Genomic DNA, 26,222 nt, shown 5'->3' on the forward strand with positions numbered 1-26,222 from the left:
TCAAGGAGGAGCGACACGCCTACCACGTAAGCGTGTCCATGATCGCCGTCGGCATCGCTGTCTGGCGGTCGGCCCAATCCTGCACGTGATCGGAAACCAGATCGCCTTCGTGGAGGCCGAGTTCCTTCGCGTGGATGCCGCGCGCGATCATCAGGGAGTCGATACCGAACCCGACAGCTCCCGCGATGTCGGTGCGGATGGCGTCGCCCACGGCCAGAACGCGGTTCTTCGAAATAGTGCGATGGCTCAAGGTCGAGGCAACGGCGAGGGCCTTCTCGTAGACGGGCGCATGAGGCTTTCCGGCGTAGAACACGGTGCCGCCCATCTCCTCGTAAGCGAGGCCCAGCGCGCCGGCGCAGGGCAGGATCATGTGGCCGCGCTCCACGATGAGATCGGGATTGGCGCAGACCATCAGCAGGTCGCGGCGCAACATCGCCTCGAGGCGGTCGCGATAATTCTCGACGGTCTCATGCTCGTCGTCATCGAAACCGGAGCAGACCACGTAATCAGCCTCCTCGATGGAGCCGAAGCGCACGTCGAGCCCGTTGTAGATCGGCATGTCGCGCGGGGGGCCGATATGGTTCACGACCCTGTCGATGCGCTCCTCGATGGCAAGGCGCGTCAAGTCGCCCGACGTGACGATGGCGTCGTAGGCCGTGCGTGGCACCTTGAAGCCGTCGAGCTGCGTGCCCACGGAAGAGCCGGGGCGCGGCGCGTTGGAGACAAGGACAACACGACCGCCCTTCTCGCGGAAGCGCGTCAGGGCATCGCCTGCGGATTCATAGGCCTTAACGCCGTTATGCAGCACGCCCCAGACGTCACACAGGATGAGGTCGTAATTCTCGGCAAGAGATTTCAGGCCCTCGACGAGAGCGGGACGGGAAGAGGCTGTCATGGGATCTCGCTAGAGCATTTTTCGGCAAAGTGGTTCCGGTTTGCCGCCCAAAAATGCGGCAATCCAGCTCCATGGATGAACCCGGCGGGTAGGCCCTTGCGGCCCTTAAGTCAACCGGCCCGGCGCAGCAGCGGCTGTGCACTCTCCGGGGCAGCCCCTCCCAGAACCTCGGCCTTGACGGCGCGAGGGGCTGCGAAGACGAAGCCTTGCGCCAGCGGCACGCCGATCTCAGCGAGAGCGGGCACGATATCCTCGCGCTCCACATATTCGGCCACCAGCCTGATGCCCTCGCGGCGCAGCGCGGAGGCGAAATCGCGCACTCCGAGTTCAGGCCCGTAACGGTGGTTGTCGTCCTGCTCGGCGGCGACGAGAAGCTCGGCCGGGAATTTCACGAAGCGGCAGCCGAGATCGGCCAGCTCCCGCGCCTCGAAGCGCAGATCCGTGGCCGTATCGAGGGCAAGCGGCACGCCCTTGTCGCGCAGGGCGGCAAGCGCCGATTTCTGATCGGCATCGAGGTCACGCCAGCATTCCTGCGGGAATTCGAGCACCACCTTGCCCAGGGCCTCGGGAGCGGCATTCATCAATCCCGTCAGCGACCACAGGAAGCCCGGCTCGCGCACCGAGTGCGGCGTCAGGTTCACGCCGACGATGGCCTCGCTGCCCTTGGTGATGAGGTGATAGGCTACCGCCATGGCGCGGTTGAGGACGCGGCGGTCGAATTCCGGCGCGCGACCGAGGCGCTCGAGAACGCCGAGGAATTCTGCAGGACCGAGCAGCGTGCCATCGGCGAGACGCAGGCGCGCCAGAGCCTCGTAGAAGCGGATCTTGCGCTGGGGCAGCGACACGATGGGCTGCAGATGGAGCTCGATGCCATCGGCCTCGAAGGCCTGCATGATCAGGCGCATCCGGCGCAACTCGTCCTCCGCCGCCTTGCGCGGCGCGGCCTGAGGCGCCGGACGGTTCATTTCGACAGTCTGAGGCAGCATGACGGGAGCGGGTTTGGCCTGCTCCACCTGAGGAGCAGCCTGGAGGCTCCCCTTCAGCTCGGCCACGTCCCGGTTCTGGGCAGCGACATTCTTGGCGAGTTCGCGCACCACGCCGCCGAGAAGGCCCACCGTGCCGGTGACCTCCGCCATGGTGGTGCGCAGGGCCGGGGTTGCTGCCGGGTTTTGGAGGAGGCCCTCGATACGAGCCAGTCGCTCTGTAACGATAGCCAGATCATCGGCGGCCTGCCGGGCGAGTTCCGATGCTGCCTCAGCCTTTTTCCATGCCAGGACAAGGCCTGCGGAGGCAGCGATCCCTAAGAAGGCGACAAGCGGCAGCAAGGCTTCCGTCGGCAAAAGGCCGATGGCTGCGCCCGTCATGGCAAGGCTGGCGAGCGCAAGAGCGAACAATTTCGCCCTCAGCTCCTTATCGATGTGAACCTTGTCGGTCACCATGGGCGCCCCCGCTCCCCTGGTTCGAAATATGCGAATCAGTAATGCAACGATGTTGTAACGGTCATGACTCAGGCCACAAGCGTTGCATTGCAACAATAGACAGCTTTACTGCCCTTCTGTTGCCGGAAACGCACAGCTTTGAGAGGAGCCTCCATGGAAGAACCCCGCAAGGACCTGTTGATGAAGGTCGATGGCATGACCTGCCAGGGCTGCGTCAATGCAGTGACCAAGGCGATCCAGCGCCTGGACCCCACAGCCAAGGTCGAGGTTGACCTGGAGCATGGCCGGGTGCACGTGATGACCCAGGCCCAGAGCGTCGAGATAGCCCGTGCTCTCGATGCGGCGGGATACGAGGCCCATGCCATGACAGGATGACCCCGACGCGGGTCGAAATATTCCCAGAAAGTTCCTTTTGCGGCTTTCAGGAACGGCTGATAGGCTCCCCGCGCAAAGTCTTTTTGGGGAATAAAATGACCGCTCAGTCTCGGGCCGCCAACGACATTTCATCACCTAACGACCTGGAGGCCTGGTGGCTTCCGTTCACGGCGAACCGTTCGTTCAAGCAACGTCCCCGCATGGTCGCCCGCGCCAAGGACATGTATTATTACACGCCCGATGGACGCGAAGTGATCGACGGCTCCGCTGGTCTCTGGTGCTGTAATGCCGGCCATAACCGCGACGAGATCATCGCGGCGATCCAGGCCCAGGCCGCCGAGCTCGACTACTCCCCCGCTTTCCAGTTCGGCCACGCCAAAGGTTTCGCGGCGGCCTCCCGCATCGCCCAGCTCGCGCCCGGCGACCTGAACCACGTCTTCTTCTGCAACTCCGGCTCCGAGGCGGTGGATACCGCCCTCAAGGTGGCGCTGGCCTATTGGAACGCGAAGGGTCAAGGCAGCAAGACGCGCCTGATCGGCCGCGAGCGCGGCTATCACGGCGTCGGCTTCGGCGGCATCTCGGTCGGCGGCATCGTGAAGAACCGCCAGTTCTTCGGCACGCTCCTCGCGGGCGTCGACCACCTGCCCCACACCTATAATCGTGCCGAGCAGGCCTTCTCGCGCGGCGAGCCGGAATGGGGCGCGCATCTCGCGGACGATCTCGAGCGCATCGTCGCCCTGCACGATGCCTCCACCATCGCCGCCGTGATCGTGGAGCCCATGGCCGGCTCCACCGGCGTGCTGCCGCCGCCGAAGGGCTATCTCAAGCGCCTGCGCGAGATCTGCGACAAGTACGGCATCCTGCTGATTTTCGACGAGGTGATCTCGGGCTTCGGCCGCCTTGGCACCGCTTTCGCCGCCGAGCGCTACGGCGTGATCCCGGACATGATCACCTTCGCCAAGGGCGTGAATTCCGGCACCGTGCCCATGGGCGGCGTGATCGTTCGTGAAGGAATCTACGATACCTTCATGAAGGGCCCGGAGCACATGATCGAGCTGTTCCATGGCTACACCTATTCCGGCCACCCGCTCGCCTGCGCCGCCGCGCTCGCGACGCTCGATGTCTACCGCGACGAGAAGCTCTTCGAGCGCGCGAAGACGCTGGAGCCGGTCTGGGCCGATGCGATCCACTCGCTGAAAGGCCTGCCGAACGTGCTCGACATCCGCACCATCGGCCTCGTCGGCGCCATCGACCTCGCCTCGCGTCCGGACGCCGTCGGCGCCCGCGCCTTCGAGGCCATGGACCGCGCCTTCAACGAATACGGCCTGATGATGCGCATCACCGGCGACACCATCGCCCTTTCCCCGCCGCTCATCATCACCGAAACGCAGATCGGCGAGATCGTCGACAAGCTCACCAAGGTGATCAAGGCCGTCGCCTGATCTCCCATGACAAGCGTCATCCCGGACGGCGAAAGCCGATCCGGGATCGTCGGACGAGAATGGCACGGGATACCTCTCCCTGAGGGAGAGGTCGGACCGCAGGTCCGGGTGAGGGGTTACAGGTCTCTCCGGAGAGGGCGGTGGCCCTCACCCGCCGCACTACCGTGCGTCGACCTCTCCCGCACGGGAGAGGTGACCTGCGCCCCATCCTGCCCGCAATCCCGGCTCGGCTGAGGCCGTCCGGGATGACGCCCTGGGATCAATGTTCCGCTTTTGTTCTTGACAATCCTCCTAACCTTGGCTATATGTGGAGTGTCCTGGCTCGATGAGGGGCGCGCTCGCGAGGCGTCGTGAATGATGGAGCCGGGAACGGTCCTGGTTCGGTCTCGCAAGCCGGGCCAGGAGGCCCATCGTTGCAAGACACGATGAACGCCTAAAAGAACCGTGCGCGAGGGGCCGTCAGGTTCTTCACTCATTCCATAGCGAGCCGGACGACCTCTCGCGTCTCCCTCACCCCATACCTCGGAGCACACAGCTCGCGAGGCCATTCCCGCTCGCTCTTTGACATCATCTTTCCATCGCCCAACAAGGCCGGGCTTGACTGGCCTGCACCACCCATTCTGGAGCGGTGTCGCCTGGAAGCCTTGCGGTTCTGGATCTCTTCCTTCGCGAGATGACGGGTTCTCGCGCAAGTCGCAACAACCCTTGCCCCTCCGGCCCTCACGGGTTAGACCGCAGCACGTTTTTCTCATTTAAACGGCTGCTGTTAAACCATGTCCAAGGCCGACAAGATCAAGGCTCGCGCACCGCGCGGCTTTGCCGACCGCACTCCCGCCGATCTCGCCGCCACCGAGCGCATGCTGGCCGCGATCCGCGAGTCCTATGAGCTCTACGGCTTCGAGGGCGTCGAGACGCCCTTCGTCGAGTACACGGATGCGCTCGGCAAGTTCCTGCCCGATCAGGACCGGCCCAACGAAGGTGTATTCTCGTTCCAGGACGATGACGAGCAATGGCTGTCGCTGCGCTATGACCTGACCGCGCCGCTTGCCCGCTATGTGGCCGAGAACTTCGATGTCCTACCCAAGCCCTATCGCAGCTATCGCGCGGGCTGGGTGTTCCGCAATGAAAAGCCGGGTCCGGGCCGCTTCCGCCAGTTCATGCAGTTCGACGCCGACACGGTGGGCGCAGCTTCCGTCGCAGCGGATGCGGAAATCTGCATGATGGCCGCCGACACGCTCGAAAAGCTTGGGCTGAAGCGTGGCGAATTCATCATCAAGATCAACAACCGCAAGGTTCTCGACGGCGTGCTCGAAGCCATCGGCCTCGGTGGCGAGGACAAGGCAGGTCAGCGCCTGACTGTACTTCGCGCCATCGACAAGCTCGATCGCCTCGGTGCCGAGGGTGTGAGCCAGCTGCTCGGTGCAGGCCGCAAGGACGAGAGCGGCGACTTCACGAAGGGCGCTGAGCTTTCCGCTGAGGCCATCGAGCGCGTGCTTGCTTTCACTGCCGCCAAGGGCGCGAACAACGCAGCGACGGTCGAGAATCTGCGCAAGGTCGTGGGTTCTTCTGAGCGCGGGCTTGAGGGCGCAAACGAGCTTGCCGAGATCGCATCGCTCATCGCCTCATCCGGTTATGAAGAGCGCGTGACTATCGACCCCTCCGTCGTGCGCGGCCTCGAATACTACACAGGCCCCGTCTACGAGGCGGAACTGACCTTCCAGGTGCAGGACGAGGATGGGCGCCCCGTGCGCTTCGGCTCGGTCGGCGGCGGCGGGCGCTATGACGGCCTCGTGGGCCGTTTCCGCTCCGAGCCCGTTCCGGCAACCGGCTTCTCCATCGGCGTCTCGCGCCTGCTTTCGGCGCTGCAGATGGTCAAAAGCCCCATCGTCTCGGGTGTTGAGAAGCCCGGCCCGGTGGTGGTGCTCGTGATGGACAAGGACCAGATCGCCGCCTACCAGCGCATGGTCTCGACCCTGCGTCAGGCCGGCATCCGCGCGGAACTCTATCTCGGCTCGTCGGGCATGAAGGCCCAGATGAAATATGCCGACCGCCGCCAGAGCCCCTGCGTGATCATCCAGGGCTCCAACGAGCGCGAGCGCGGCGAGGTCGAGATCAAGGACCTGATCGAGGGCGCGAAGGCCGCTGCCGCCATTTCCTCCAACGAGGAATGGAAGGCCGCCCGCCCCGCCCAGTTCTCCGTGGCCGAGAGCAAGATAGTGGAAGCGGTGCGCGAGGTTCTGGCGCGGCATTTCGGCTGAGTCCGACGCAAGCTGGAACCGCTTTGCTTTTCTCCGGGTTGTCTCCTGAAGCTTGACTATCAGGAGACACTTATGCCGAAGGCAAAGAGCAAGGATAAGAAGAGCAGTAATAAGAAGAGCACGGGCGCGAAGCTGGCGAAGACCGCCAAGAAATCGGGCCTGATGGATCTGATCAACACGAATCTCGGCCGGGAAATCCTGGCGGATGCGCTGATCGCCGCAGCAGGCGCTGCCGCTGCCGCCCTCACCCAGACCCGCACCGCCAAGAAGGCCGGGGTCGCCGCGAAGAATGCCGGCTCGCAGGGAGCGGACCTGACCCAGACCGCCGCAGGCGCCGTCGCGAATGTGGTGACGGAAGCCGCCCGCCATTTCCTGCCCGCTAACCTCACGGGTGATGAAGGCGGCGAGGAGCGCGGCAAGAGCGAGGCAAAGAAGGTGAAATACGTTCACCGCTCCAGCGATCACAGCAAGCGCAAGACCTCGAAGAAGAGCGACACGGCCCATAAGGGTTGATGGCCCTTTTCTAGTGTCATCCCGGACGAAGCGTAGCGCAGATCCGGGATCGGGGCCCGAATGGAGCGTCATTCTTGTCAACCGATCCCGGCTCGCCTTCGGCGTCCGGGATGACGGCTTCCTCGACAAGCCCCCCTCCGTTCACCCTTCCCACTGAAAACGTTCGCCTTCCCGGCCCGGCATTGCTAGAGAGCATGCGACCACAAGGATTTGGGCGACGCCAGTGACGGAGACGGATGCCATTGTTGCGCTGATCGGGCTCTTCGAGCGCGAGGGCTATGCGCGTATCGAGCCGCCGGTTCTGCAGCCGGCGGACGTGTTCATCGATCTTTCGGGCGAGGATATCCGGCGGCGCATGTTCGTGACGCAGGACGCCTCGGGCACGGAACTGTGCCTCAGGCCCGAATACACCATTCCCGTCTGTCTCCAGCATCTCAGCTCCCGCGGCGCCAGGCCCTCCGGCTATTCCTATGGCGGCCCCGTTTTCCGCATGCGCCCCAATGAGAGCGGCGAGTTCCTGCAGGCAGGCCTCGAATCCATCGGCCGGACGGATATCGCCGCCGCTGACGCCGAAATCCTTAGCCTTGCCCTCGAAGGCCTCAGCCTGATCGGCGGTCCGGCGCCTTCCGTGAAGCTCGGCGACATGGGCCTGCTCCATGCCCTTATCGATGCGCTGGGCGTCGCCCCTGCGGCCAAGCGCCGGGTGATCCGCGCCATCGTTTCCGGCCAGGGGCTCGCCAGCCTTTCCGAGACAGAGTTCCAGAGCGCCCAGGAACATGCGGGCCTTCTCGCCGCCATCGAGGGACAGGCTCCTCAGGCGGCGAAAGCCTTCGTGGAAGACATCCTCTCGATTGCCGGCATTGCGACCGTCGGCGGCCGCAGCGCAGGCGAGATCGCCGAGCGCTTCCTGGCCCGCGCGGCCAACCGCACTGTTCTCTCGAACGAGGCGCGGGCGGTGCTGGAGCGCTACCTCGCCATCTCCGGCGATCCTGACCAAGCGGCGGATGCCGTGCGCCTGCTCGCCCGCGATGCGGGGCTCGACCTGAATGCGGCCGTCGGCCTCTTCGAGGAACGCACCGGCTTCATGGCCGCGCGCGGGCTCGATGTGAGTGCCTTCTCGTTTGCCGCCACCTTCGCCCGCAATATCGATTATTACACGGGCTTCATCTTCGAGGTGCAGGACCCGCGCCGCAGCGACGGCAAGCCTATCGTGGGCGGTGGACGCTATGACCGCCTGCTGGAGCATCTGGGCGCAGACAGCCCGATCCCGGCGGTGGGCTGCTCCTTCTGGCTCGACCGCATCGTGGGGAGGCCCTGATGACCGATTCCCCTCTCATCCTGGCGGTGCCCTCCAAAGGCCGCCTGCAGGAGAACGCGGCCGCGTTCTTCGCCCGCGCGGGCCTCGTCTTCTCCCAGTCACGTGGCGCACGCGATTATCGCGGCACGCTGAAGGGCGTGCCCGACGTGGAGGTGGCCTTCCTCTCGGCCTCCGAGATCGTGAACCAGCTCGCCACCGGCGCGGCACATCTCGGCATCACCGGAGAGGACCTGATCCGCGAGCAGATTCCCGACGCGGATGAAGCTGTCGAGATCCTCACCCCGCTCGGTTTCGGCAATGCCAATGTGGTGGTAGCCGTACCGCAGGCCTGGATCGACGTGCGCAACATGGCTGATCTCGACGAGGTGGCCGCAGACCTTCGCGCCCGCCATGGCCGCAAGATGCGGGTCGCTACGAAATACGTGAACCTCACCCGCCGCTTCTTCGCGGAGAAGGGCATCGCCGATTATCTCATCGTCGAGAGCCTGGGCGCGACGGAAGGCGCACCGGGCGCGGGCTCGGCGGAGCTGATCGTGGACATCACCACGACCGGCGCGACGCTCGCCGCCAATGCCCTGAAGATCCTCGACGATGGGGTGATGCTGCGCTCCGAGGCCAATCTCGTGGCCTCTGCCCGAGCACCCTGGTCCGAGCGGGCGCGGACCGCCGCCAAATCCGTGCTGACACGCATCACAGCGGAGGAAGAGGCCAGGGACAGCCGTGAGATCCGCGCCTCCCTCGACCCATCCAGGGCCTCCGCGCTCCCCGCCATCGCCCAGGGCCTCGGCGCCAGCCTGCCCTATGGCTCTCCGGCCGGGCGCGAGGTGGTGCTCCATTGCCCGGCCTCATCGATGTTCGACATGGTGGCTGCCCTACAGGAGCTCGGAGCCCAGGACATCACGATCCGCACCTTCGACTACCTGTTCCGCCCCACCAATGCCCTCACCGAGCGGCTTCTGAGGCGGATCGGCTGATGGGCCAAAGCCTGGAGCCTCTTCAGCGAGGCTTCAGCTTTCCTGTGGCAATGGTTGCTTCGGCATTGGACCTAAAAGCGCATTCCCCTTTTGGAGCCGATGCCCTAGGACAATATCACTCAAGGCGTTGCCTCCACGGTCAAGGCCTCTTATGGTTCCGGCGTTTTTTACGATGAAGAGGTTCCCATGAACGCCCTTCGATTGGCAGCACTCCTGACGGCCTTCACCGCTACCGCTTCCGTGGCCTATGCCCAGTCGGCGGCAACACTCGGTCGTCCCGCGGGCCCGACCCGCCAGGTGGACAACAAGGCGGTTCCACAGCCGGGCGGCCAAGGCAAGGTCTTCCCCCTGGGCTCGTCCTGGGTCGCCGTGACCCTGAACGGCAAGCCCTTTGGCGGCGGCGAGCGTCCGAGCTTCAAGCTCGACGACCAGATGCGCGCCACCGGCTTCTCCGGCTGCAACAACTACTCCACCACCGCCTACCCGCTCCGTGAGCAGGGCCTGGCGGTTGCGCCCTTCGCCCTGACGAAGAAGAACTGCGACAAGGCCGCCATGGCAACCGAGCAGGCCTTCCTCATGGCCCTGCGCACCTCCGGCAAGTGGGACATTCAGGGCCGCACCCTGATCATCAAGAGCCAGACCGGCGAGCTGCGCCTCGAGCGCGCGCTGTAAGACAGGCATCCCTTCATGAAAAAGGCCGGCATCGCTGCCGGCCTTTTTCTTTTGATGAAGGGTCATCCCGGACGAAGCGAAGCGCAGATCCGGGATCGCATGACGAGAGTAGCGCCTCATCCTGAATCCGATCCCGGATCGGCTTACGCCGCCCGGGATGACATGGTTGTTACTCCGCAGGCTGCGGCTGCATCATGTCGACGGGGGTCGCCAGACCGTTCTCTGCCCGCTTCAGATCGATGCGGCGGTCGTGATAGTTCAGAAGCGTCGAGCGATGGCCGATGGAGACCACGGTCGTTTGCGGCAGCTTCTCCTTGATCACCTGATAGATCTCTGCCTCCGTCGGCTCGTCGAGCGCCGCGGTCGCCTCGTCCAGGAACAGCCAGTCGGGCTTGGCGAGAAGCGCGCGCGCGACCGCAAGACGCTGTTGCTCGCCGAGCGAAAGCGTCTGCCCCCAGGCCCGCTCCTCATCGAGCCTGTCGGCGATCTGCGAGAGTTTCGCAGCACGCAGGGCATCTGCAATCTCAGCGTCGCTGTAGGCATTGGTTTCACCGGGATAGGTCACCGCATCACGCAAAGTGCCGATGGGAACATAGGGTCTTTGCGGCAGCAGCATCATGCTCTGTCCTGCGGGCACTGCCACCTCACCTTCACCGAAAGGCCAGATGCCTGCAATGGCGCGGAACAGGGTCGATTTGCCGGAACCGGATGGCCCCGTCATCAGCGTGCGCTCTCCGGGACGGAAAGCAAGGTTATCCGTGTGCATGAGCGCGCGGCCATCGGGCAGGCGCACGTTAACATCTCTAAGGCGCAATTCACGGCTGGCTGCAGGCGTGATCGCAAGCTTGCTCTCGCCACCCACACGCTGTGCCGATGCGATCGCACCCTCGAAGGTGGTGAGACGGTCGAGCACTGCCTTATAGTCGGCGAGCGTGGTGTAGATCTGAATGAAGTATGTCAGAGCATCGCCCACTTGCGAGAAGGCGCCCACCACCTGCTGCATCTGGCCCAGCGTGATCTTGCCGGCGAAGTAGTACGGTGCCGTCAAAATGTAGGGCACCACCACATTCGCCTGGAAATATGAGAACGTGAAAGTTCTCAGCTTGAGAAGGCGAATAACGATCTGCATGAAGTTATTGACGATCTTCCCGAAGCCATGGGCGAGTGCTTCTCTTTCCGCTCGCTCGCCGGAGAGAAGAGCAACTTGTTCGCTGTATTCGCGAAGGCGCGCCAATGAGAAGCGGTAATCCGCCTCAACACGCTCCCTATTGAAGTAAAGCCCAATAAGAGGCCGCCCAAGCAGGTGTGTGATCCAGGTACCCAAGACTGCATAAAGCAAGCACACCCACACCAGTAGGCCCGGCACGACAAAATCCGTTCCTGGGAAAGTGAAACCACTCGAGATCGCCCAGAGAATGGCGATAAACGAGACAAGCGTTGCCGCCTGACTCATCAGGCCAATTGAGAGCGAGTAAGTGCTTTCAACGAACTTCCTAAGATCTTCGGAAATACGCTGATCCGGGTTGTCTGCGTTCCGACCTAGAACCTGCATGCGGTAGTGAGCGCCGTCGCCAAGCCATTCGCCGACGTAAAAGTTGTTCAGGAATGCGCGCCAGCGGATTGTCAGCGTGTTCTGCAGCAACACTTCGGCCAAGGCCATCGCAACCGAGACTGCGGCCAGAGGGGTGAAGATCAGAAGGAGCTGGTACCAGAAAGCTGCTGCATCCTTGTCTTGGATCGCATTGTACATATCCCGATTGAAGAAGCTCAGGCGGACACTGAGCGCGACTTGAAGCAGGTTGAGAGCAATAAGACTGGCAATTATCCACTTGCCGATGGAGCCTTCCCGCGCCCGCAGCAAACCCATGGCGGGAATGCGGATCACGCTGTGAGCCTGTGAATCGAGATAGCGGTCCGTGATGCGGCAGATGGTGCGGATCACACGCACATAGGAGAGCCCATAGATCAGCGCGCCGAATGCGGTTGCGCCGAGAGCCGAAGAGGGAGGCGGAACATAACCTTTGTAATCGCCCGTAATCAGGCCTAGCACGGCACCAAGAACCAACAGCACGAGAGCCACATGGGTCACGGACAGCATAGCGAGGAAGATACGCAGGAAGGTCGGGATTTGACGGCCTGCGTAGACGATCCCCGCAAGCGCCAAGGTGGACAGAGGCAGGTAGAACGGAACCTCGACCGCTCCGGACAGGGAGGCGCCGAGAACGCCCAAACCTATAAGTGCCAGCGCAATGCTCGCCTTGATCATTCTTTTCTCCTGAAGCGGAACCGTTCTTCGGCTCCATAGGAACATAGGGCAGCCCGATCAACCGTGCTCATGGCGAAAGAAAGGAGAAATGTCCGCTGGAAGAGGGCAATCCCCGGTTCGTGATGCCGCGCCCCTATTGAGAACCGCCCTCCCATAAGGCCAAGGCCGTTCTTCAGAACACACAATCCTGTTTAAAGAACATTTCAGTTGACATAGAGAACGCCATGTCCCATCTGTCATAGACCCTGAGACGACCACGAAAAGACCCCAAGGCGACCCTGATGAACGCCCCCCTCGGATATTTCGGCGACCAGCCGGCACAACGCCTGATCCCGGCGGAGCCCATCGTGCGCCTGGAAAAGATCTCCAAGACCTTTCCGGGGCGCGACGGCCAGCCTGTCACGGCCCTGCGCGAGATCGATCTGTCCGTGCCGCAGGGCTCGATCCTCGGCGTGATCGGCCGATCCGGTGCCGGCAAGTCCACCCTCATCCGCCTCGTGAACGGGCTCGAGAAGCCCACCACCGGCAAGGTGATCGTGGACGGGGCGAACATCGCAGCCCTGCCGGAATCGGCGCTGCGCCATGCCCGCCGCTCCATCGGCATGATCTTCCAGCACTTCAACCTGCTCTCCTCGCGCACGGCGGCACAGAACATCGCGCTGCCGCTTGAGGTGGCAGGCTACGACAAGGCCGAGATCAGGAATCGCGTCGAAGAGCTTCTGGCTCTCGTCGGCCTCACCGACAAGCGCAACCGCTATCCGTCAGAACTCTCCGGCGGCCAGAAGCAGCGCGTCGGCATTGCGCGTGCTCTCGCCACCAAGCCGAAGGTGCTGCTCTCGGACGAGGCGACCTCCGCGCTCGATCCGGAAACCACCCGCTCCATTCTCGACCTACTTGCGAAGATCAACGACGAGCTTGGCCTCACCATTCTGCTCATCACCCACGAGATGGCCGTGATCCGTAACATCGCCCGCGAGGTTACAGTGATCGAAGGCGGACGCATCGTCGAGCAGGGCGACGTGTTCGAGGTATTCACGCGCCCGCAGCATGAAGTGACGCGCTCGTTCCTCGGCGACGAAGCCGGCCGCGTGCTGCCGCCTTACGTGCAGAGCAGACTGACGCTAGAGGCGACACCGAACAGCCAGGCCGTCATCCGCATCGGCTTCCGCGGCCCGCACGCGACGGACCCGGTTCTCGCACGGCTGGCGCGCGAGGAAGGGATCGAAGCCAACATCCTGTCTGGCGCTGTGGACGAGATTGCAGGCCGTCCGTTCGGCACGCTCGTCGTCGGCGTGCCGGAGAACGCAACGCTGAAAACGCTCGACTTCCTGAAGAAACACGGTCTCGACACGGAGGTGCTCGGCCATGTCGCCTGAGATGATCCGCCTCATCGCCAATTCCACCGGCGAAACGCTCTACATGGTCGCTGTCGCGGCACTCATCGCCACGCTCTTCGGACTGCCGCTCGGCGTATTTCTCGCCACCAGCGGCAAGGGTGAGCTGTTCGCAGCGCCATGGGTAAACCGCATCCTCGGCGTCATCGTCAATGCCACGCGTTCGACGCCGTTCATCATTCTCGTGGTCTCGATCATTCCGCTCACGCGTCTCATCGCTGGCACCTCCATCGGCACCAGCGCAGCCATTGTGCCGCTGACGATTGCCGCCACACCTTTCATCGCGCGCCTCATCGAAGGCGCGATCCGCGAAGTTGATCAGGGACTCGTGGAAGCAGCCCGCGCCTTCGGCGCAACGCCGCTGCAGATCGTGCTCAAGGTTCTGATCCCCGAAGCCCTGCCCGGCATCGTGCTGGGACTGACTCTTGCCATCGTCTCGCTCCTCGGCTTCTCGGCCATGGTGGGCGCGGTTGGCGGCGGGGGCCTTGGCGATCTCGGCATCCGCTACGGATATCAGCGCTTCATGCCGGAAATGATGCTCGCCGTCGTCGTGGTGCTCATCGTGCTCGTGCAAGCCGTCCAGAGCATCGGTGACCGCCTCGCCCGGCATCTCAACAAACGCATCCGCCACGGCTGATCTTTCTTCTCGAATCCCTCAGGACCTCGCACAAGGAGTAACCCCATGTCCCTGAAGAAGCTGGGCTTCGCCGCCTTCCTCTCCCTCGCCGCCCTGCCTGCCGCCGCCCAGACGCAAGTGGTCCGCATCGGCGCCACGCCTGGCCCGCACGCGCAGATCCTCGAAGCCGTGAAGCCGATTGCGGCGCAGAAAGGCATCGACCTCAAGATCGTCGAGTTCACTGACTACGTAGTGCCGAACGCGGCGCTTGCCTCCGGCGATATCGAGGCCAACTCGTTCCAGAACCAGCCCTATCTCGACAACCAAGTTACCGATCGCGGCTTCAAGATCGAGAGCGTTGCGCTGACGGTGAACTTCCCGATCGGCATCTACTCGAAGAAGCACAAGAGCCTCGACGCGCTCCCGAACGGCGCGACCATCTCGATCCCGAACGATCCGACGAATGGCGGCCGTGCCCTGATCCTGCTGCAGGACAAGGGCCTCATCAAGCTGAAGGACAATGTCGGCTACAAGCCCACGCCGATCGACGTCGTCGACAACCCGAAGAAGATCAAGTTCGTGGAGATCGAAGCCGCTCAGGGCCCGCGCGTTCTTCCTGACGTGGATGCCGCCATCATCAACACCAACTACGCGACCGCTGGCGGTCTCGACCCGGTGAAGGATCCCATCGCCCGCGAGAACCCGAAGGGTCCTTATGTGAACCTCATCGCGGTTCGCACCGAAGATAAGTCCAAGCCGTGGGTGAAGGCTCTGGTCGAGTCCTATCACACGCCCGAGGTGAAGAAGTTCATCGAAGAGAAGTTCAAGGGCTCGGTTCTCACGAGCTGGTAAGCCTCGAAACATCACGGAAAAGGCCGGGCATCGCCCGGCCTTTTTCGTTGTTGTCGCACGAGTTCTATTTCTGACGCGGCTCCTGCAAGCGTTCGCCTGCCTCTGCCCAGCGACCTGCCCTTTTCGATGTGACGGCATCGAGCAATGTCAGCGCTGCATTGCGCACTTCCGCCTGCACATCGAGATCGCGGTCGAGTTCTTCATGGCTCGTGGCATAGGGCTTCCAATAGCCGATATAGCGATCGAGTTCCGCGAGATTGCCGGCAGGCGAAAGATCCATGGCGCGCAGCCAATCCGACAGGCTGCGGCGCACGCCGTCCGCTCCCTCCGCATCACCATGCACCACAATAGAGAACAGACGGCCGGAGAGATGCTTGGGATAATCCCAGCCTTTCAGCTCCATCTCCTTCGCTTCCTTCACTTTCTTGCCGTGCGTGGATGTGGGGTCGGGATTTCCGCCATCGGCGCAGACCAGGCGATCCATCATCAGCTTCAACGGCGACGAGACCTGATACCAGTTTACGGGCGTGACGATCATGACCCCATGAGCCTCCACCCATTTTGGATAGATCTCGTTCATCCAGTCATGCGTCTGCCCGAGGGAGTAATTGGGATAGCAGGAGCAAGGCCAATGGCAGAGCGCCGCCGCCGTGGAGAAGCAGGTCTTGCAGGGATGAATGTGGCGCCCATACTCGGATGTCACGCGGCTGAGATCGAGGAATTCGACTTCCACATTCTCGGCACTGGCAATCACCTGACGCGCGATCTCGACAAGCCGATAGGTTTTCGACATCTCACCCGGGCAGGTATGTTCGCTTCGCGCCGCCGCCGAGATCAGGAGAAAGCGCGCAGGTCCGTTGGAATCCTCGTGCCGCTTCTGCGCAAGGTCGATGGCTTCCTTCGCTGCGAGCCAATCCACGGCTAGGTCGTAACCGGGATCGGTAAAGCCCGGTCCCGCCTTTCGGGTCTTGGGGCTCTTGCGATGGTGACTGTAGGCATCCCAGGCAGCATCAGCGATGCGTTGCAATTCCTGTCCCAAAGGCTCAAAAGCCTGATCCTGGAAAGGCTGCAGGAAGCGTCTGCGAAATTCGGCTTCGTCGAGGGTGGGATCGGGCGTGCCGGTTCTTGCTTCTGGAATGGACAAGGGACACTCCCGTTCTTAAAACCACGTGGATGCTAAGCAGCGGAACGTCCGCTCAAGCATCTGAGTTCCCTTGAGCTCACGCCGTCACGGTTTGTTTATCCCGCAAAAGACCCTACCTCTGCCTCGCACCCTTTCATCCCTCTTCAAGGAGCAATCGATGCCAACCCACCCAGCTTTCCGCTTGAATGATGGAAATACGATGCCGCAGCTCGGCTACGGGGTCTGGCGGGTCTCGAACGAGGATGCGGGGACATGCGTCACGGAAGCTATCAAGGCGGGGTACCGCTCCATCGACACGGCGTCGATCTACGAGAACGAAGAAGGCGTGGGCCAAGCACTCGCGACAACCGACGTTCCACGCAGCGATCTCTTCATCACCACCAAGCTTTGGAACGACAAGCGCAGTTACGATGCCGCGCTTGCCGCGTTCGATGAGAGCCTGAAGCGGCTGCGGCTGGACTATGTCGATCTCTACCTCATCCATTGGCCTGGCGTGAGCGGCGAAGGCTATGTCGATGCATGGCGCGCGCTCGCCCGCCTGAAGGAGGAAGGGCGCGTGAAATCCATCGGCGTGTCCAACTTCATGGTGAAGCATCTTCAGCGCCTGATCGACGTGGCAGGCATCGTGCCCGTCTTGAACCAGATCGAGCTGCATCCGCGCTTTCAGCAGAAGGAACTGCGCGCTTTCCATGCGCAGCATAACATCGCGACGGAATCCTGGGGCCCCCTCGGACAGGGCAGCCTCGTCACGGACGAGAAACTCGCCGCCATCGGGCGCAAATATGGCAAGACCCCCGCTCAGGTGATCCTGCGCTGGCATCTCGACAACGGGTTCATCGTCATTCCGAAATCCGTCACGCCCTCGCGCATCCGCGAGAACATCGATGTCTTCGACTTCACATTGGATGCGGACGATATGCGCGTCATTGAGGCGATGGACGATAGACAAGGTCGCGTCGGCCCCGACCCTTCGATCTTCGGCTGATCGTGCTTTCTACAGGCGGCCCTTCGCGGGGCCGCTTGCCGTCTCGAACTGGTGATAGATCGATTCCGCAAGCGACAGAAGCTCAGCCCGTTCCGCCTTGGCCGACACGACATATGACAGGCCGTTATCGATCCACGAGAAGGCTGAGATCTCGCCTTTCGATTCGAAGCGGAATGCGGTTTCCTCCTCGCCCGCGCTGGAGCGTGCATAGATCGTGAGGCGGCTGCCGCCTCCGTTCTCGTACATGAACATCGCCGCGGCCTCACCATTGGAGGGCAAGAGCCTTCCTCCGATGAGGCGATAGCCTTGCGGCTTCAGATCGGGCGCAACCAGCGGCTTGCCGACGCGGCGTGACAGCCATTGCACCAGATGTGCTTCCTGGTCACCGGGCACTTCCACAGGGTGAAGCCGCTCGCCCACATAGATACGGTGCGCCGCAATGGCGTTATCAGCGACAGCGATTTGCGGAGCGGCTTGTGTCTGACGTGTGCCCCACCATGCACCGCCTGTCGCGCCGAGCGCACCGCCGATCAAAAGCCATGCGACAGCCGCTGCGATGCCGCGCCCGTAAATGCGGCTCGGCCGTCGCCGTGCTGCGATCAGATTGTCGATGCGCAGGCGCGTGGGGATCGGCTCCTGCGCCTTGAAGGAAAGGCGCGCGCGCAAGGCATCGCGTTGCGCGATCTCACGCTCGATCTTCTCGGCCCGTGTGGGATCGGAGGCAAGAAAGGCCTTCACCATCTGCAAACGGGAAGGCGCCAGCCTTCCGTCGACGAAAGCCTGCAGATCGTCCTCTCCGATGGGTCGCTCGCCCGTCACTTCACTCTCCTCAAAACGGCACTCCGTCCGTTTTCCATGAAATCTCTCAAACGCCCCCGCGCGCGACTGAGGCGCGACATCACCGTGCCCACCGGAACATCCAGAACCTGCGCGGCCTGTTCATAAGACAGGTCCTCGACACCGACGAGCAGCAGCACCGACCGCTGCTCTTCCGAGAGCGTATCAAGCCCGGTGAGAATGTCGCGCATTCCCACTTGGCTTTCAGGGTTGTCCGCTGATGCGGAAACTTCTTCCAATGCCTCGACGCCAACCTGAATTCCATGGCTCTTGCGCCGACGTACGACATCGAGAAACAGATTGCGCTGAATGGCGAAGAGCCATGCCTTCAGATCGCCGTCGCGGCGGCGCTGTGCCCAATGGCGGATCGCCCTCTCCAGGGTGTCCTGGACGAGATCGTCCGCCCCTTCGTCGTCGCGCAACAGCGCCCAGGCATAGCGTCGCAAGCCTGGAAGCTGTGGTTCGAGAAGGGAGGCGATCTCGTCCAATGTCGAACTCTCAAAACTGAAGGCCCATCAAAGACGAGCCTACACCGCGTGGCAAGCGTTACGGCATGGCCAGGTCAAGGTTTGGCGATATGCCAGACATTGTTCACGCCATCGCCGGTGACTTCGCCGGCCTTCGTATCCTTGACCCAGAGATAGAGCGGCTTGCCTTTGTAAGCCCATTGCTTGCCACCGTCGTCGCGCGTGACCACGCTCCAGTCGCCGGAAGCGGCGGCGCCGGCCTGTGCCATCAGCGGCGGCCAGTTCTGGGCGCATTGACCGTTGCAGTTCGACTTGCCGGCCGCATCGCGGTCGAAGGTATAGAGCGTCATGCCCTTGGCATCGACGAGCGCCTTGCCCTTGCTCGTATCCGCCACTTTCGCGGGAGCCATGCCTTGCGCTATCGCGCCACCAGCGACGAGCAATCCGGCGATGAGAGCAGAGTTGAGAAGCAGCTTCATGGGTGTCCTCCTGAAGGTCCATAATGACCAGCCTTTAAGACACGCCGCCGCCCGGCTTTATTCCATCAAGGCAGAAGAATTTTCGTTATCGTCCTGTGGCGTTGAAGCCGCCCTCATTGATGGGCTCGCGCAGTTCGATCCTGTGCCGTCCGTTGTCACGGATCTGCGCCGTGCGGTAACGTCCGTCGAGTTCGTCCGCAGGCTCCTGCAGCACCTCGACACCCGCCTTGCTCAGGCGGGCGATCTCTTCGTCCACATCGGGAACAAGAATGCTGATCACGGGCACGGACGTGACATTGCCCGTGGCATGAGGATCGCGGGTTTCTTGGAGGAGATGATCGACCTCCGTCACCTCCACCAGAAAGCCGCTGCGCTCCAGAACCGCGCTGCGCCCCTGAACGAAGTTCTGATCCGCGATGAGGCGAAAGCCCAGCTTGTCCTGATACCAGCGCACGCTCTCATCGAAATCCGGTGTCCGGATCGATGTGGAGCTCTGACGTGGGGAGGTGCCGGATTGCGCGAGGGCTGGAAGCTGGGACACGGCAAGGCAACCCAAGCCCAGGATCGCAAGACCCATGAGAATGCCACACCGCAGCTTGGAGAGTGAAGAGAAGCGTGCCGTCACGGGTCATCCCCTGTCGATCGCCGGACCTTAGCCGTCTTTTCATGAACGCTCAGCTGCAAGGATCGTTCTTTTGCCCGACAAGTTTCAGAAGCAATGCTGCCAGCTGCACCGCTTCCTTCTCGCTCAGCCTGTCGCCGATGGAACGGTTGATCGCAGGACCATAAAAGCCCCACATGCGCTTCTGGAGCGCCCGCCCCTCTCCCGTGATCTCGATGAGCTGCCTCCGCTTGTCGCCGGGATAGGGGATGCGGCGCACGAGGCCCTCCGCTTCCATGCGGTCCAGAAGGCGCGAGAGGTTGTATTGCTCAAAGAGGGCCGCCTCCTCGATGGCCTTGGGAGAGGAGCGGCCCTCGTCCTGCTTCTTCAGATGCAGCAGCACATCGTACCAGGCGAGCGGCGGGAAGCCCGCCTCCTTCAGCTCAGCCTCGATTCCGCCTGCGATCTCGCGACCGGCCCGGATCAAGCGAACCCAGGTATCGGTCACCGCATCCGACGGCTCCTGGAAGGGAGCGTCCCGCCCCTGGGAACCTTGACCCTTTTGCGCCACGGCAAAGCCTCTCCTGTTTCTATGCAAGTGCATCATATTTGACATTTCCATGCAAGTGCATATGAATATCTATGCATCTGCATGGAGTTCTTCCGATGTCACACCCCACTTCCTCTTCCAGCAACGCCTATGGCGTTCTCCTGCTTCGCGTCTCCCTCGGCGTCATGTTCATCGCCCACAGCCTGATCCTGAAATACATGACCTTCACGCTCGCAGGCACGGCGCAGTATTTCGAATCCCTCGGCCTCCCGGCCTTTTTGGCCTATGTCACCTTCTATGCCGAACTCATCGGCGGCATCCTGCTGGTTCTCGGCGTGCAGACCCGCTGGGTCTCGCTTGCTCTCCTGCCGATCCTCGCGGGAGCCTTCTGGGTGCATGCCGGCAATGGCTGGGTGTTCTCAGGCACCGGCGGCGGCTGGGAATATCCGCTGTACCTGATCGTGCTTTCCGTGGCACAGGCACTGCTCGGCGACGGCGCCTACGCGCTCAACCCTTCCATCCGCCTTTCCAGCTTCTCGGGCTCGGCCTCGCTGAAGCCCGCAGCCTAACTCCTCGCCAAACAAGGACGAAAAACATGAAGCTCTACTACACCCCCGGCGCCTGCTCGCTTGCTCCTCACATCGTTGCTCGCGAAGCCGGTCTGAGCGTTGACCTCGTGAAGGTGGATCTCTCGAAGCACCTCACCGAGAACGGCGAGAACTTCCGCGCCATCAACCCGAAGGGTTATGTGCCCGCCGTGACGTTGAAGGATGGCTCACTGCTCACGGAAGCAGCCGCGATCATTCAGTATGTCGCCGACCAGAAGCCCGATGCAGGCCTTGCGCCTGCCAACGGCACCACGGAGCGCTATCGTCTGATCGAGTGGCTCACCTTCATCAGCTCCGAAATTCACAAGGGCTTCGGCCCGCTCTGGAATCCGGCCAATCCGGACGCCGTGAAGAATGCCGCGAAGGAGCGCCTTGCCACCCGCTTCGCCTATCTCGACGAAACGCTCGGCAAGCAGCCCTTCCTGATGGGCGAGACCTTCACGATTGCCGATGCCTATCTCTTCACGGTCGTGAACTGGACGAACTTCCACGCCATCGACATCTCGTCCTTCAAGAACCTCAGCGCCTTCATGGGCCGTGTCGCCTCGCGCCCGAAGGTGCAGGAAGCGCTTGTGGCCGAAGGCCTGAAGCAGGCGGCGTAAATCATCATCGCACAAGCGAAAAGGCCCCGGAGAGATCCGGGGCCTTCTTATTTTTCTGAAGCTCACTGCAATCAAGCAATGAAGAAGTCATCATGCTTCAGGAGTGTCTTTGCGTTCAGCTGCGCGAATTTAATTGCGCCATACTTCTTACCCGTGCCATCCGCATCATAAAACAGATTACCCGTATCCTTGTTGTAAATGATGCGGTCGTTCGTATCGTGCGCCTTGGCGCCGATCCAGAACGCGCCCTTGGACAGCATGCCTTTTTCGATCTTGCTGAAGATCGCCTTAGACAGCTTGATCGTATCGTCGGCGTGCTTGAAATCCGTGACCCGATCTACGTTCTTGGCGAGCTTAGTGCTGAACACGAAGGTATCCTGCCCCTCTTCACCAGTCAGCCGATCATTGCCCAGACCGCCGTTGAGCAGATCATGTCCCTTGCCACCAACGAACCTGTCGGCTTTGGTGCTGCCTTTGAATGTGAGATTCTTGACGGCAGGCGTATCCGGTGTAACGGGCCCGACAGGCGGCACAGGCGGTAGCGTGTAAATCCTGTCGCTGAAGAGAGCGAATTCCACGCCGCCGAGATAGTCGGTGCCATCACCCGAGGCCCGATTGTCGGTAATCTTTATTCCACCGCCTGCGATAACGGTGATGGTGTAGTCGGAGAACTTGCCGGTGAACACCGCCGTGTCGAAACCTGAGCCGCCGACAAGCAGATCGTTACCTTCCCCACCACTGAGAAGGTCATTGCCGTCATAGCCGTCGAGAGTATCGTTGCCCCCATTGCCAACCAGAACGTTTGCAACTTCATTCCCGATAAAGCGATCGGCACGCCAACTGCCGTTTAGGTTTTCGATGTTCTGAATGGTATCCCAAGCGTTCGTGCCGGTCTGCTGCTTGGATGTAATTCTCAGGTCAACCGTCGCCTGGAAATTGTAAATCAGCGTGTCGATCCCACCGCCGCCATCGACGAAGTTTGTATTTGCACCCAACACAAACGTCTCGGAGCCATCGCCGCCATAAGCGATATCGTTCCCGGATGCGAAGCGAACAACTCCCGAAATCGTGCCGCCACGGCCGTCGTAAACATGCGTCGGAGGACCGGCAGGCTCAAGCCAACCGTTGCCGCCCAGAATGACATCGCCCTCGATTACTCCGCGATTGGTAACAACGTTGTTGGAGCTAACACCAACGACGCCAAGGATAGCGATGCCCCCTGTACCTTTAATGATACCCGTGTTGTTAATGGTAAGAAACTCGCCCGGATCGGATAAGGCAAACTGATAGATTCCAGTATCGCCTACGATCTCGCCGGAATTGTTGATGACATTGCGACTACCATCAAGAAAGACACCTTCACTCACACCATACAATCTGCCCTGATTATTAAGGACATTAAGATCGTGCCCAAAGCGCAGACCTGACAAGCCTCCCGAAACCGTCCCGGACATCCCGATATTGACTATTCCTGTTGCCCATATCGCTGCAGCTTGGTGGCTGTAGACCCTTCCATCAATCAGCAAAGTGTTGCCCCAAGCTGCATAAATGCCGACAGCATCGTATCCGTGAGCGGCGACCTCCGCTCCAGGCATCAATATGAGAGTGTCGCCTTCCTCTAAAACCAAGGCGTCTTGATAGTCTTCATAGGTAGGGGGTAATGGGCGCGAAGGATCGATGATACGGGTTGCCACGGCGTTTCTCCCTTAGGTTTAATGTCTTGTTACGTTATAAAATATCTTTCCACAAGCCTTTGGCGCAATAAAAAACCCCGGAGTTTCCTCCGGGGCTTCTTCATTTCTGATGGGACGCTGGACTTAGAAGTCCATACCGCCCATGCCGCCCATGCCGCCGCCGGGCATGGCCGGAGCGCCGTTGTCGCGCTTCGGAGCGTCGGCGACCATGGCTTCCGTCGTGACGAGGAGGCCGGCCACGGAGGCTGCGTCCTGCAGAGCGGTGCGGACGACCTTCGCCGGATCGACGATACCGGCCTTCAGCATGTCCACGAACTCTTCGGTCTGAGCGTTGAAGCCGAAGGTGTCGGTCTTGTTCTCGGTAATCTTGCCGACCACGATCGAACCTTCCACACCGGCGTTCTCGGCGATCTGACGGATCGGAGCTTCGAGCGCGCGCAGCACGATGTTGATGCCGGCCTTCACGTCGGCATTGTCGCTGGAGAGCTTGGCAACCGCAGCCTTGGCGCGGAGCAGAGCCGTGCCGCCGCCGGGAACGATGCCTTCTTCCACCGCAGCGCGGGTGGCGTTCAGAGCGTCGTCAACGCGGTCCTTCTTCTCCTTCACCTCGACTTCGGTCGCGCCGCCGACGCGGATCACCGCGACGCCGCCTGCGAGCTTGGCGAGACGCTCCTGGAGCTTCTCACGGTCGTAGTCCGAGGTGGTCTCTTCGATCTGCGCCTTGATCTGGCCGACGCGGGACTCGATGTCCGCCTTCTTGCCGGCGCCGTCGATGATCGTGGTGTTCTCCTTATCGATGCGGACGCGCTTGGCGCGGCCGAGCATCGGGAGCGTCACGTTCTCGAGCTTGATGCCGAGGTCTTCGGAGATCGTCTGGCCGGCGGTGAGAACAGCGATGTCCTCGAGCATGGCCTTGCGGCGGTCGCCGAAGCCAGGAGCCTTCACGGCGGCGATCTTCAGGCCGCCACGGAGCTTGTTGACGACGAGGGTGGCGAGAGCCTCACCTTCCACGTCCTCGGCGATGATGAGCAGCGGCTTGCCGGTCTGCACAACGGCCTCGAGGATGGGGAGCATGGTCTGCAGCGAGGAGAGCTTCTTCTCGTGGATGAGGATGTAGGGATCCTCGAGCTCGGCAACCATCTTCTCGGCGTTCGTGATGAAGTACGGCGAGAGATAGCCGCGGTCGAACTGCATGCCTTCCACGACGTCGAGCTCAGTGTCGGCGGTCTTGGCTTCCTCGACGGTGATGACACCCTCGTTGCCGACCTTCTGCATGGCATGGGCGATCATCTCGCCGATGTCCTTGTCGCCGTTGGCGGAGATGGTGCCGACCTGGGCAACCTCATCCGACGACTTCACCTTCTTGGCGCGCGCCTGGATGTCCTTGATGGCCTCGGCGGTGGCGAGGTCGATACCGCGCTTCAGGTCCATCGGGTTCATGCCGGCGGCAACGGCCTTGGCGCCTTCGCGGACGATGGACTGGGCCAGAACCGTCGCGGTGGTGGTGCCGTCACCGGCGATGTCGTTGGTCTTCGAGGCCACTTCGCGCACCATCTGGGCGCCCATGTTCTCGAAACGGTCGGCAAGCTCGATTTCCTTCGCGACCGACACGCCGTCCTTCGTGATGCGCGGAGCGCCGAAGGACTTCTCGATCACGACGTTGCGGCCCTTCGGGCCGAGGGTCACCTTCACCGCATCGGCGAGGATGTCGACGCCGCGCAGCATCTTTTCGCGGGCTTCGGAAGAAAACTTAACGTCTTTGGCAGCCATGGGCTTAGCCTCCAGTTAAATTGAAATCTTTTGGTGGGTCGAAGGCTGAATTAGCCGACGATGCCCATGATGTCGGATTCCTTCATGATCAGGAGATCCTTGCCATCGATGCGCACCTCGGTGCCGGACCACTTGCCGAACAGGACGCGGTCGCCGGCCTTCACATCAAGGGCGACGATCTTGCCGCTCTCGTCACGGGCGCCAGCGCCGACGGCGACGACTTCGCCCTCTTGCGGCTTTTCCTTGGCGGTGTCCGGGATGATGATGCCACCGGCCGTCTTCTCTTCGGCTTCGATGCGGCGAACGACGACGCGGTCGTGCAGCGGACGGAACTTCATGGAACTTCCCCTTTGACTATGAGGTACGGCCCCTCTGGCCGAACCCTGGTCTGCGATCTGTTAGCACTGTCCGGAGACGAGTGCCAACGACGAGGGCGAGATAAGGAGGAGCCGAAAAGGAGTCAAGATGTCTGTTTGTTATAACTTTATTACATATTGTTTTTGAAGGGTTTTTTGATCGCTTCGTTAAAATTGACCCTCAGCGCCGGGTGGTCAGCATGGCGGCCGCCACGATGAGAAGCCCTCCCCCGAGGGTCGCAAGCGTCGGCACTTCGCTGAACAGGCCATAACCCAGCAGCGTCGCCCAGATCAGGGCCGTGTATTCCAGGGGCGCAAGGCGGGCAGCCTCGGCCTTGGCATAGGCAGTGGCCATCAGCACATGGCCGATCATCCCAAGGGCGCCCATCAGCATGAACCAGGCGAGATCCATTGGGTTCACAGGCTGCCAGAACCATATGCCGAACGGCATGACGAGCAGCGCCGGACCGATGTTCTGGAAATAGACGATGTGAAGGAATTTGTCCCGCTGGGCCCGCTGGCGCAGTAGCACGAGGCTCAAGGCATAGGTGACGGCAGAGAGCAGCGCTGCGCCGACGCCGAGCCAGGAGCGCGTGGCCGAGGCCTCCTCCGTCTGCCCCAGAACCACGATGAGCGTGCCACCGAAGCCGATGACAATGGCTGCGATGATCCTCGGATCCACCCGCTCTTTGAGCATAAGCAGCCCGAAGAGTGCGATGAACATGGGCGAGAGGAACGACAGGACGAGGGTTTCCGCCAGCGGCAGTTGCCCCAGCGCATAGAAGAAGGTGACCGCCGTGATGATTGCAATGACGGAACGCAGGCTGTTGGCTTGCACCGTCTCGCGGCTCGGCCAGCCGGGACGCATGACAGCCACCACACCCGTGGCGACGATGGTTCCGCAGGCAAAGCGCAGGAAGGCGACCTGGAAGGTCGGATAGGAGGCGGACATCGCTTTGATGACCGCATCCATGATGGACAGAACCGCGATACCCGCGGCTGCCCGCAGGGCGGGACCGTATTGCATTCGGATCACAACGATGTGAGGCGCTTGGCCATCCAGGATGGAAGCCTTTGCGGAAGAGAGCAGCTCTTACAGCAATTCGAAGGCCGCT

26 protein-coding genes are annotated in these 26,222 nt (G+C 61.9%); 13 read left to right on the forward strand and 13 right to left on the reverse strand.

The genetic code is table 11. The features are described from left to right. Positions 1 to 19 precede the first annotated feature (19 nt). Together MJ639_RS12440 and MJ639_RS12445 are read right to left on the reverse strand one after the other, a co-directional pair. Positions 20 to 895, reverse strand: a complete 876-nt coding sequence (locus tag MJ639_RS12440; RefSeq protein WP_243372956.1) for a TIGR01459 family HAD-type hydrolase — start codon at positions 893 to 895, stop codon at positions 20 to 22. A 110-nt stretch (positions 896 to 1,005) separates the two neighbouring features. Continuing rightward, positions 1,006 to 2,334, reverse strand: a complete 1,329-nt coding sequence (locus MJ639_RS12445) for an EAL domain-containing protein (RefSeq protein WP_243372958.1) — start codon at positions 2,332 to 2,334, stop codon at positions 1,006 to 1,008. Positions 2,335 to 2,487: 153 nt separating this feature from the next. Here MJ639_RS12445 and MJ639_RS12450 point away from each other — a divergent pair, with 153 nt between their 5' ends. The 7 genes from MJ639_RS12450 to MJ639_RS12480 all read left to right on the forward strand — a co-directional run bounded on the left by MJ639_RS12450 (position 2,488) and on the right by MJ639_RS12480 (position 9,886). Continuing rightward, positions 2,488 to 2,709 carry a heavy-metal-associated domain-containing protein gene (locus MJ639_RS12450; RefSeq protein WP_243372960.1) on the forward strand — a complete coding sequence of 74 codons (222 nt, stop codon included), beginning with the start codon at positions 2,488 to 2,490 and terminating at the stop codon, positions 2,707 to 2,709. A 95-nt stretch (positions 2,710 to 2,804) separates the two neighbouring features. Continuing rightward, positions 2,805 to 4,151: an omega-aminotransferase AptA gene (gene aptA / locus MJ639_RS12455; RefSeq protein WP_243372962.1), complete on the forward strand. Its 1,347-nt coding sequence runs from the start codon at positions 2,805 to 2,807 to the stop codon at positions 4,149 to 4,151. A 773-nt stretch (positions 4,152 to 4,924) separates the two neighbouring features. Then, positions 4,925 to 6,409, forward strand: a complete 1,485-nt coding sequence (gene hisS / locus MJ639_RS12460) for a histidine--tRNA ligase (RefSeq protein ID WP_243372964.1) — start codon at positions 4,925 to 4,927, stop codon at positions 6,407 to 6,409. A 72-nt stretch (positions 6,410 to 6,481) separates the two neighbouring features. Beyond that, positions 6,482 to 6,922 carry a hypothetical protein gene (locus tag MJ639_RS12465; RefSeq protein WP_243372974.1) on the forward strand — a complete coding sequence of 147 codons (441 nt, stop codon included), beginning with the start codon at positions 6,482 to 6,484 and terminating at the stop codon, positions 6,920 to 6,922. 223 nt (positions 6,923 to 7,145) lie between these two features. Next, positions 7,146 to 8,240, forward strand: a complete 1,095-nt coding sequence (locus MJ639_RS12470) for an ATP phosphoribosyltransferase regulatory subunit (protein WP_243372975.1) — start codon at positions 7,146 to 7,148, stop codon at positions 8,238 to 8,240. Next, the gene (gene hisG / locus MJ639_RS12475) at positions 8,240 to 9,214 is read left to right on the forward strand and encodes an ATP phosphoribosyltransferase (protein ID WP_243372977.1); all 975 of its coding nucleotides are present in this window, start codon (positions 8,240 to 8,242) and stop codon (positions 9,212 to 9,214) included. Before MJ639_RS12470 ends, hisG begins: the two co-directional genes overlap by 1 nt. A 186-nt stretch (positions 9,215 to 9,400) precedes the next feature. Beyond that, positions 9,401 to 9,886 (forward strand): META domain-containing protein, encoded by a 486-nt coding sequence (locus MJ639_RS12480; RefSeq protein ID WP_243372979.1) that lies wholly within the window; start codon positions 9,401 to 9,403, stop codon positions 9,884 to 9,886. A 169-nt stretch (positions 9,887 to 10,055) separates the two neighbouring features. Here MJ639_RS12480 and MJ639_RS12485 read toward each other — a convergent pair whose 3' ends face one another. After that, a complete protein-coding gene (locus tag MJ639_RS12485; RefSeq protein ID WP_243372981.1) occupies positions 10,056 to 12,152 on the reverse strand; it encodes an ABC transporter ATP-binding protein/permease in 2,097 nt (698 codons plus the stop codon). 281 nt (positions 12,153 to 12,433) lie between these two features. On the opposite strand from MJ639_RS12485, the gene MJ639_RS12490 reads away from it, so the two are divergent. Genes MJ639_RS12490 through MJ639_RS12500 form a run of 3 tightly spaced genes read left to right on the forward strand, consistent with a single transcriptional unit; the run spans position 12,434 to position 15,014 of the window. Further along, complete coding sequence (locus MJ639_RS12490) at positions 12,434 to 13,528, forward strand: methionine ABC transporter ATP-binding protein (protein WP_279306612.1); 1,095 nt, start codon at positions 12,434 to 12,436, stop codon at positions 13,526 to 13,528. Continuing rightward, on the forward strand, positions 13,518 to 14,183 hold the full coding sequence (locus MJ639_RS12495) for a methionine ABC transporter permease (RefSeq protein ID WP_243372982.1): 666 nt from the start codon (positions 13,518 to 13,520) through the stop codon (positions 14,181 to 14,183). Before MJ639_RS12490 ends, MJ639_RS12495 begins: the two co-directional genes overlap by 11 nt. A 45-nt stretch (positions 14,184 to 14,228) precedes the next feature. Further along, positions 14,229 to 15,014 (forward strand): MetQ/NlpA family ABC transporter substrate-binding protein, encoded by a 786-nt coding sequence (locus MJ639_RS12500; protein WP_243372984.1) that lies wholly within the window; start codon positions 14,229 to 14,231, stop codon positions 15,012 to 15,014. 64 nt (positions 15,015 to 15,078) lie between these two features. Here MJ639_RS12500 and MJ639_RS12505 read toward each other — a convergent pair whose 3' ends face one another. Continuing rightward, complete coding sequence (locus MJ639_RS12505) at positions 15,079 to 16,158, reverse strand: flavodoxin family protein (RefSeq protein ID WP_243372986.1); 1,080 nt, start codon at positions 16,156 to 16,158, stop codon at positions 15,079 to 15,081. Between the two features lie 157 nt (positions 16,159 to 16,315). Between MJ639_RS12505 and MJ639_RS12510 the strand changes: the two genes are divergently transcribed. Further along, complete coding sequence (locus MJ639_RS12510; protein WP_243372988.1) at positions 16,316 to 17,143, forward strand: aldo/keto reductase; 828 nt, start codon at positions 16,316 to 16,318, stop codon at positions 17,141 to 17,143. 9 nt (positions 17,144 to 17,152) lie between these two features. Here MJ639_RS12510 and MJ639_RS12515 read toward each other — a convergent pair whose 3' ends face one another. The 5 genes from MJ639_RS12515 to MJ639_RS12535 form a co-directional block, all read right to left on the reverse strand. Then, positions 17,153 to 17,962, reverse strand: coding sequence for an anti-sigma factor family protein (locus tag MJ639_RS12515; protein WP_243372990.1), 810 nt, complete (start codon positions 17,960 to 17,962; stop codon positions 17,153 to 17,155). Beyond that, positions 17,959 to 18,468: an RNA polymerase sigma factor gene (locus tag MJ639_RS12520; RefSeq protein ID WP_243372992.1), complete on the reverse strand. Its 510-nt coding sequence runs from the start codon at positions 18,466 to 18,468 to the stop codon at positions 17,959 to 17,961. The genes MJ639_RS12515 and MJ639_RS12520 overlap by 4 nt, the downstream gene beginning before the upstream one ends. Positions 18,469 to 18,542: 74 nt before the next feature. Further along, positions 18,543 to 18,926, reverse strand: coding sequence for a COG4315 family predicted lipoprotein (locus MJ639_RS12525; protein ID WP_243372994.1), 384 nt, complete (start codon positions 18,924 to 18,926; stop codon positions 18,543 to 18,545). An 85-nt stretch (positions 18,927 to 19,011) separates the two neighbouring features. Beyond that, positions 19,012 to 19,551, reverse strand: a complete 540-nt coding sequence (locus MJ639_RS12530) for a VOC family protein (protein ID WP_243372996.1) — start codon at positions 19,549 to 19,551, stop codon at positions 19,012 to 19,014. 49 nt (positions 19,552 to 19,600) lie between these two features. Further along, positions 19,601 to 20,098 carry a MarR family winged helix-turn-helix transcriptional regulator gene (locus MJ639_RS12535; RefSeq protein WP_243372998.1) on the reverse strand — a complete coding sequence of 166 codons (498 nt, stop codon included), beginning with the start codon at positions 20,096 to 20,098 and terminating at the stop codon, positions 19,601 to 19,603. A 95-nt stretch (positions 20,099 to 20,193) separates the two neighbouring features. Here MJ639_RS12535 and MJ639_RS12540 point away from each other — a divergent pair, with 95 nt between their 5' ends. Together MJ639_RS12540 and gstA are read left to right on the forward strand one after the other, a co-directional pair. Further along, positions 20,194 to 20,646, forward strand: a complete 453-nt coding sequence (locus MJ639_RS12540) for a DoxX family protein (protein ID WP_243373000.1) — start codon at positions 20,194 to 20,196, stop codon at positions 20,644 to 20,646. Positions 20,647 to 20,672: 26 nt separating this feature from the next. Then, a complete protein-coding gene (gstA, locus tag MJ639_RS12545; protein WP_243373002.1) occupies positions 20,673 to 21,287 on the forward strand; it encodes a glutathione transferase GstA in 615 nt (204 codons plus the stop codon). A gap of 71 nt (positions 21,288 to 21,358) precedes the next feature. On the opposite strand, the gene MJ639_RS12550 is transcribed toward gstA, so the two are convergent. From MJ639_RS12550 to MJ639_RS12565, 4 genes are all read right to left on the reverse strand, one after another. Next, positions 21,359 to 22,981: a calcium-binding protein gene (locus MJ639_RS12550; RefSeq protein WP_243373004.1), complete on the reverse strand. Its 1,623-nt coding sequence runs from the start codon at positions 22,979 to 22,981 to the stop codon at positions 21,359 to 21,361. 123 nt (positions 22,982 to 23,104) lie between these two features. Next, positions 23,105 to 24,751: a chaperonin GroEL gene (gene groL, locus MJ639_RS12555; protein ID WP_243373030.1), complete on the reverse strand. Its 1,647-nt coding sequence runs from the start codon at positions 24,749 to 24,751 to the stop codon at positions 23,105 to 23,107. A gap of 50 nt (positions 24,752 to 24,801) precedes the next feature. Then, the gene (gene groES / locus MJ639_RS12560; RefSeq protein WP_243373032.1) at positions 24,802 to 25,089 is read right to left on the reverse strand and encodes a co-chaperone GroES; all 288 of its coding nucleotides are present in this window, start codon (positions 25,087 to 25,089) and stop codon (positions 24,802 to 24,804) included. A gap of 199 nt (positions 25,090 to 25,288) precedes the next feature. Next, positions 25,289 to 26,134 carry a DMT family transporter gene (locus MJ639_RS12565; protein WP_243373034.1) on the reverse strand — a complete coding sequence of 282 codons (846 nt, stop codon included), beginning with the start codon at positions 26,132 to 26,134 and terminating at the stop codon, positions 25,289 to 25,291. Positions 26,135 to 26,222 lie beyond the last annotated feature (88 nt).

The sequence above is a fragment of the Microvirga solisilvae genome, from assembly GCF_022808595.1.
GTDB classification, from domain to species: Bacteria; Pseudomonadota; Alphaproteobacteria; order Rhizobiales; family Beijerinckiaceae; genus Microvirga; species Microvirga solisilvae.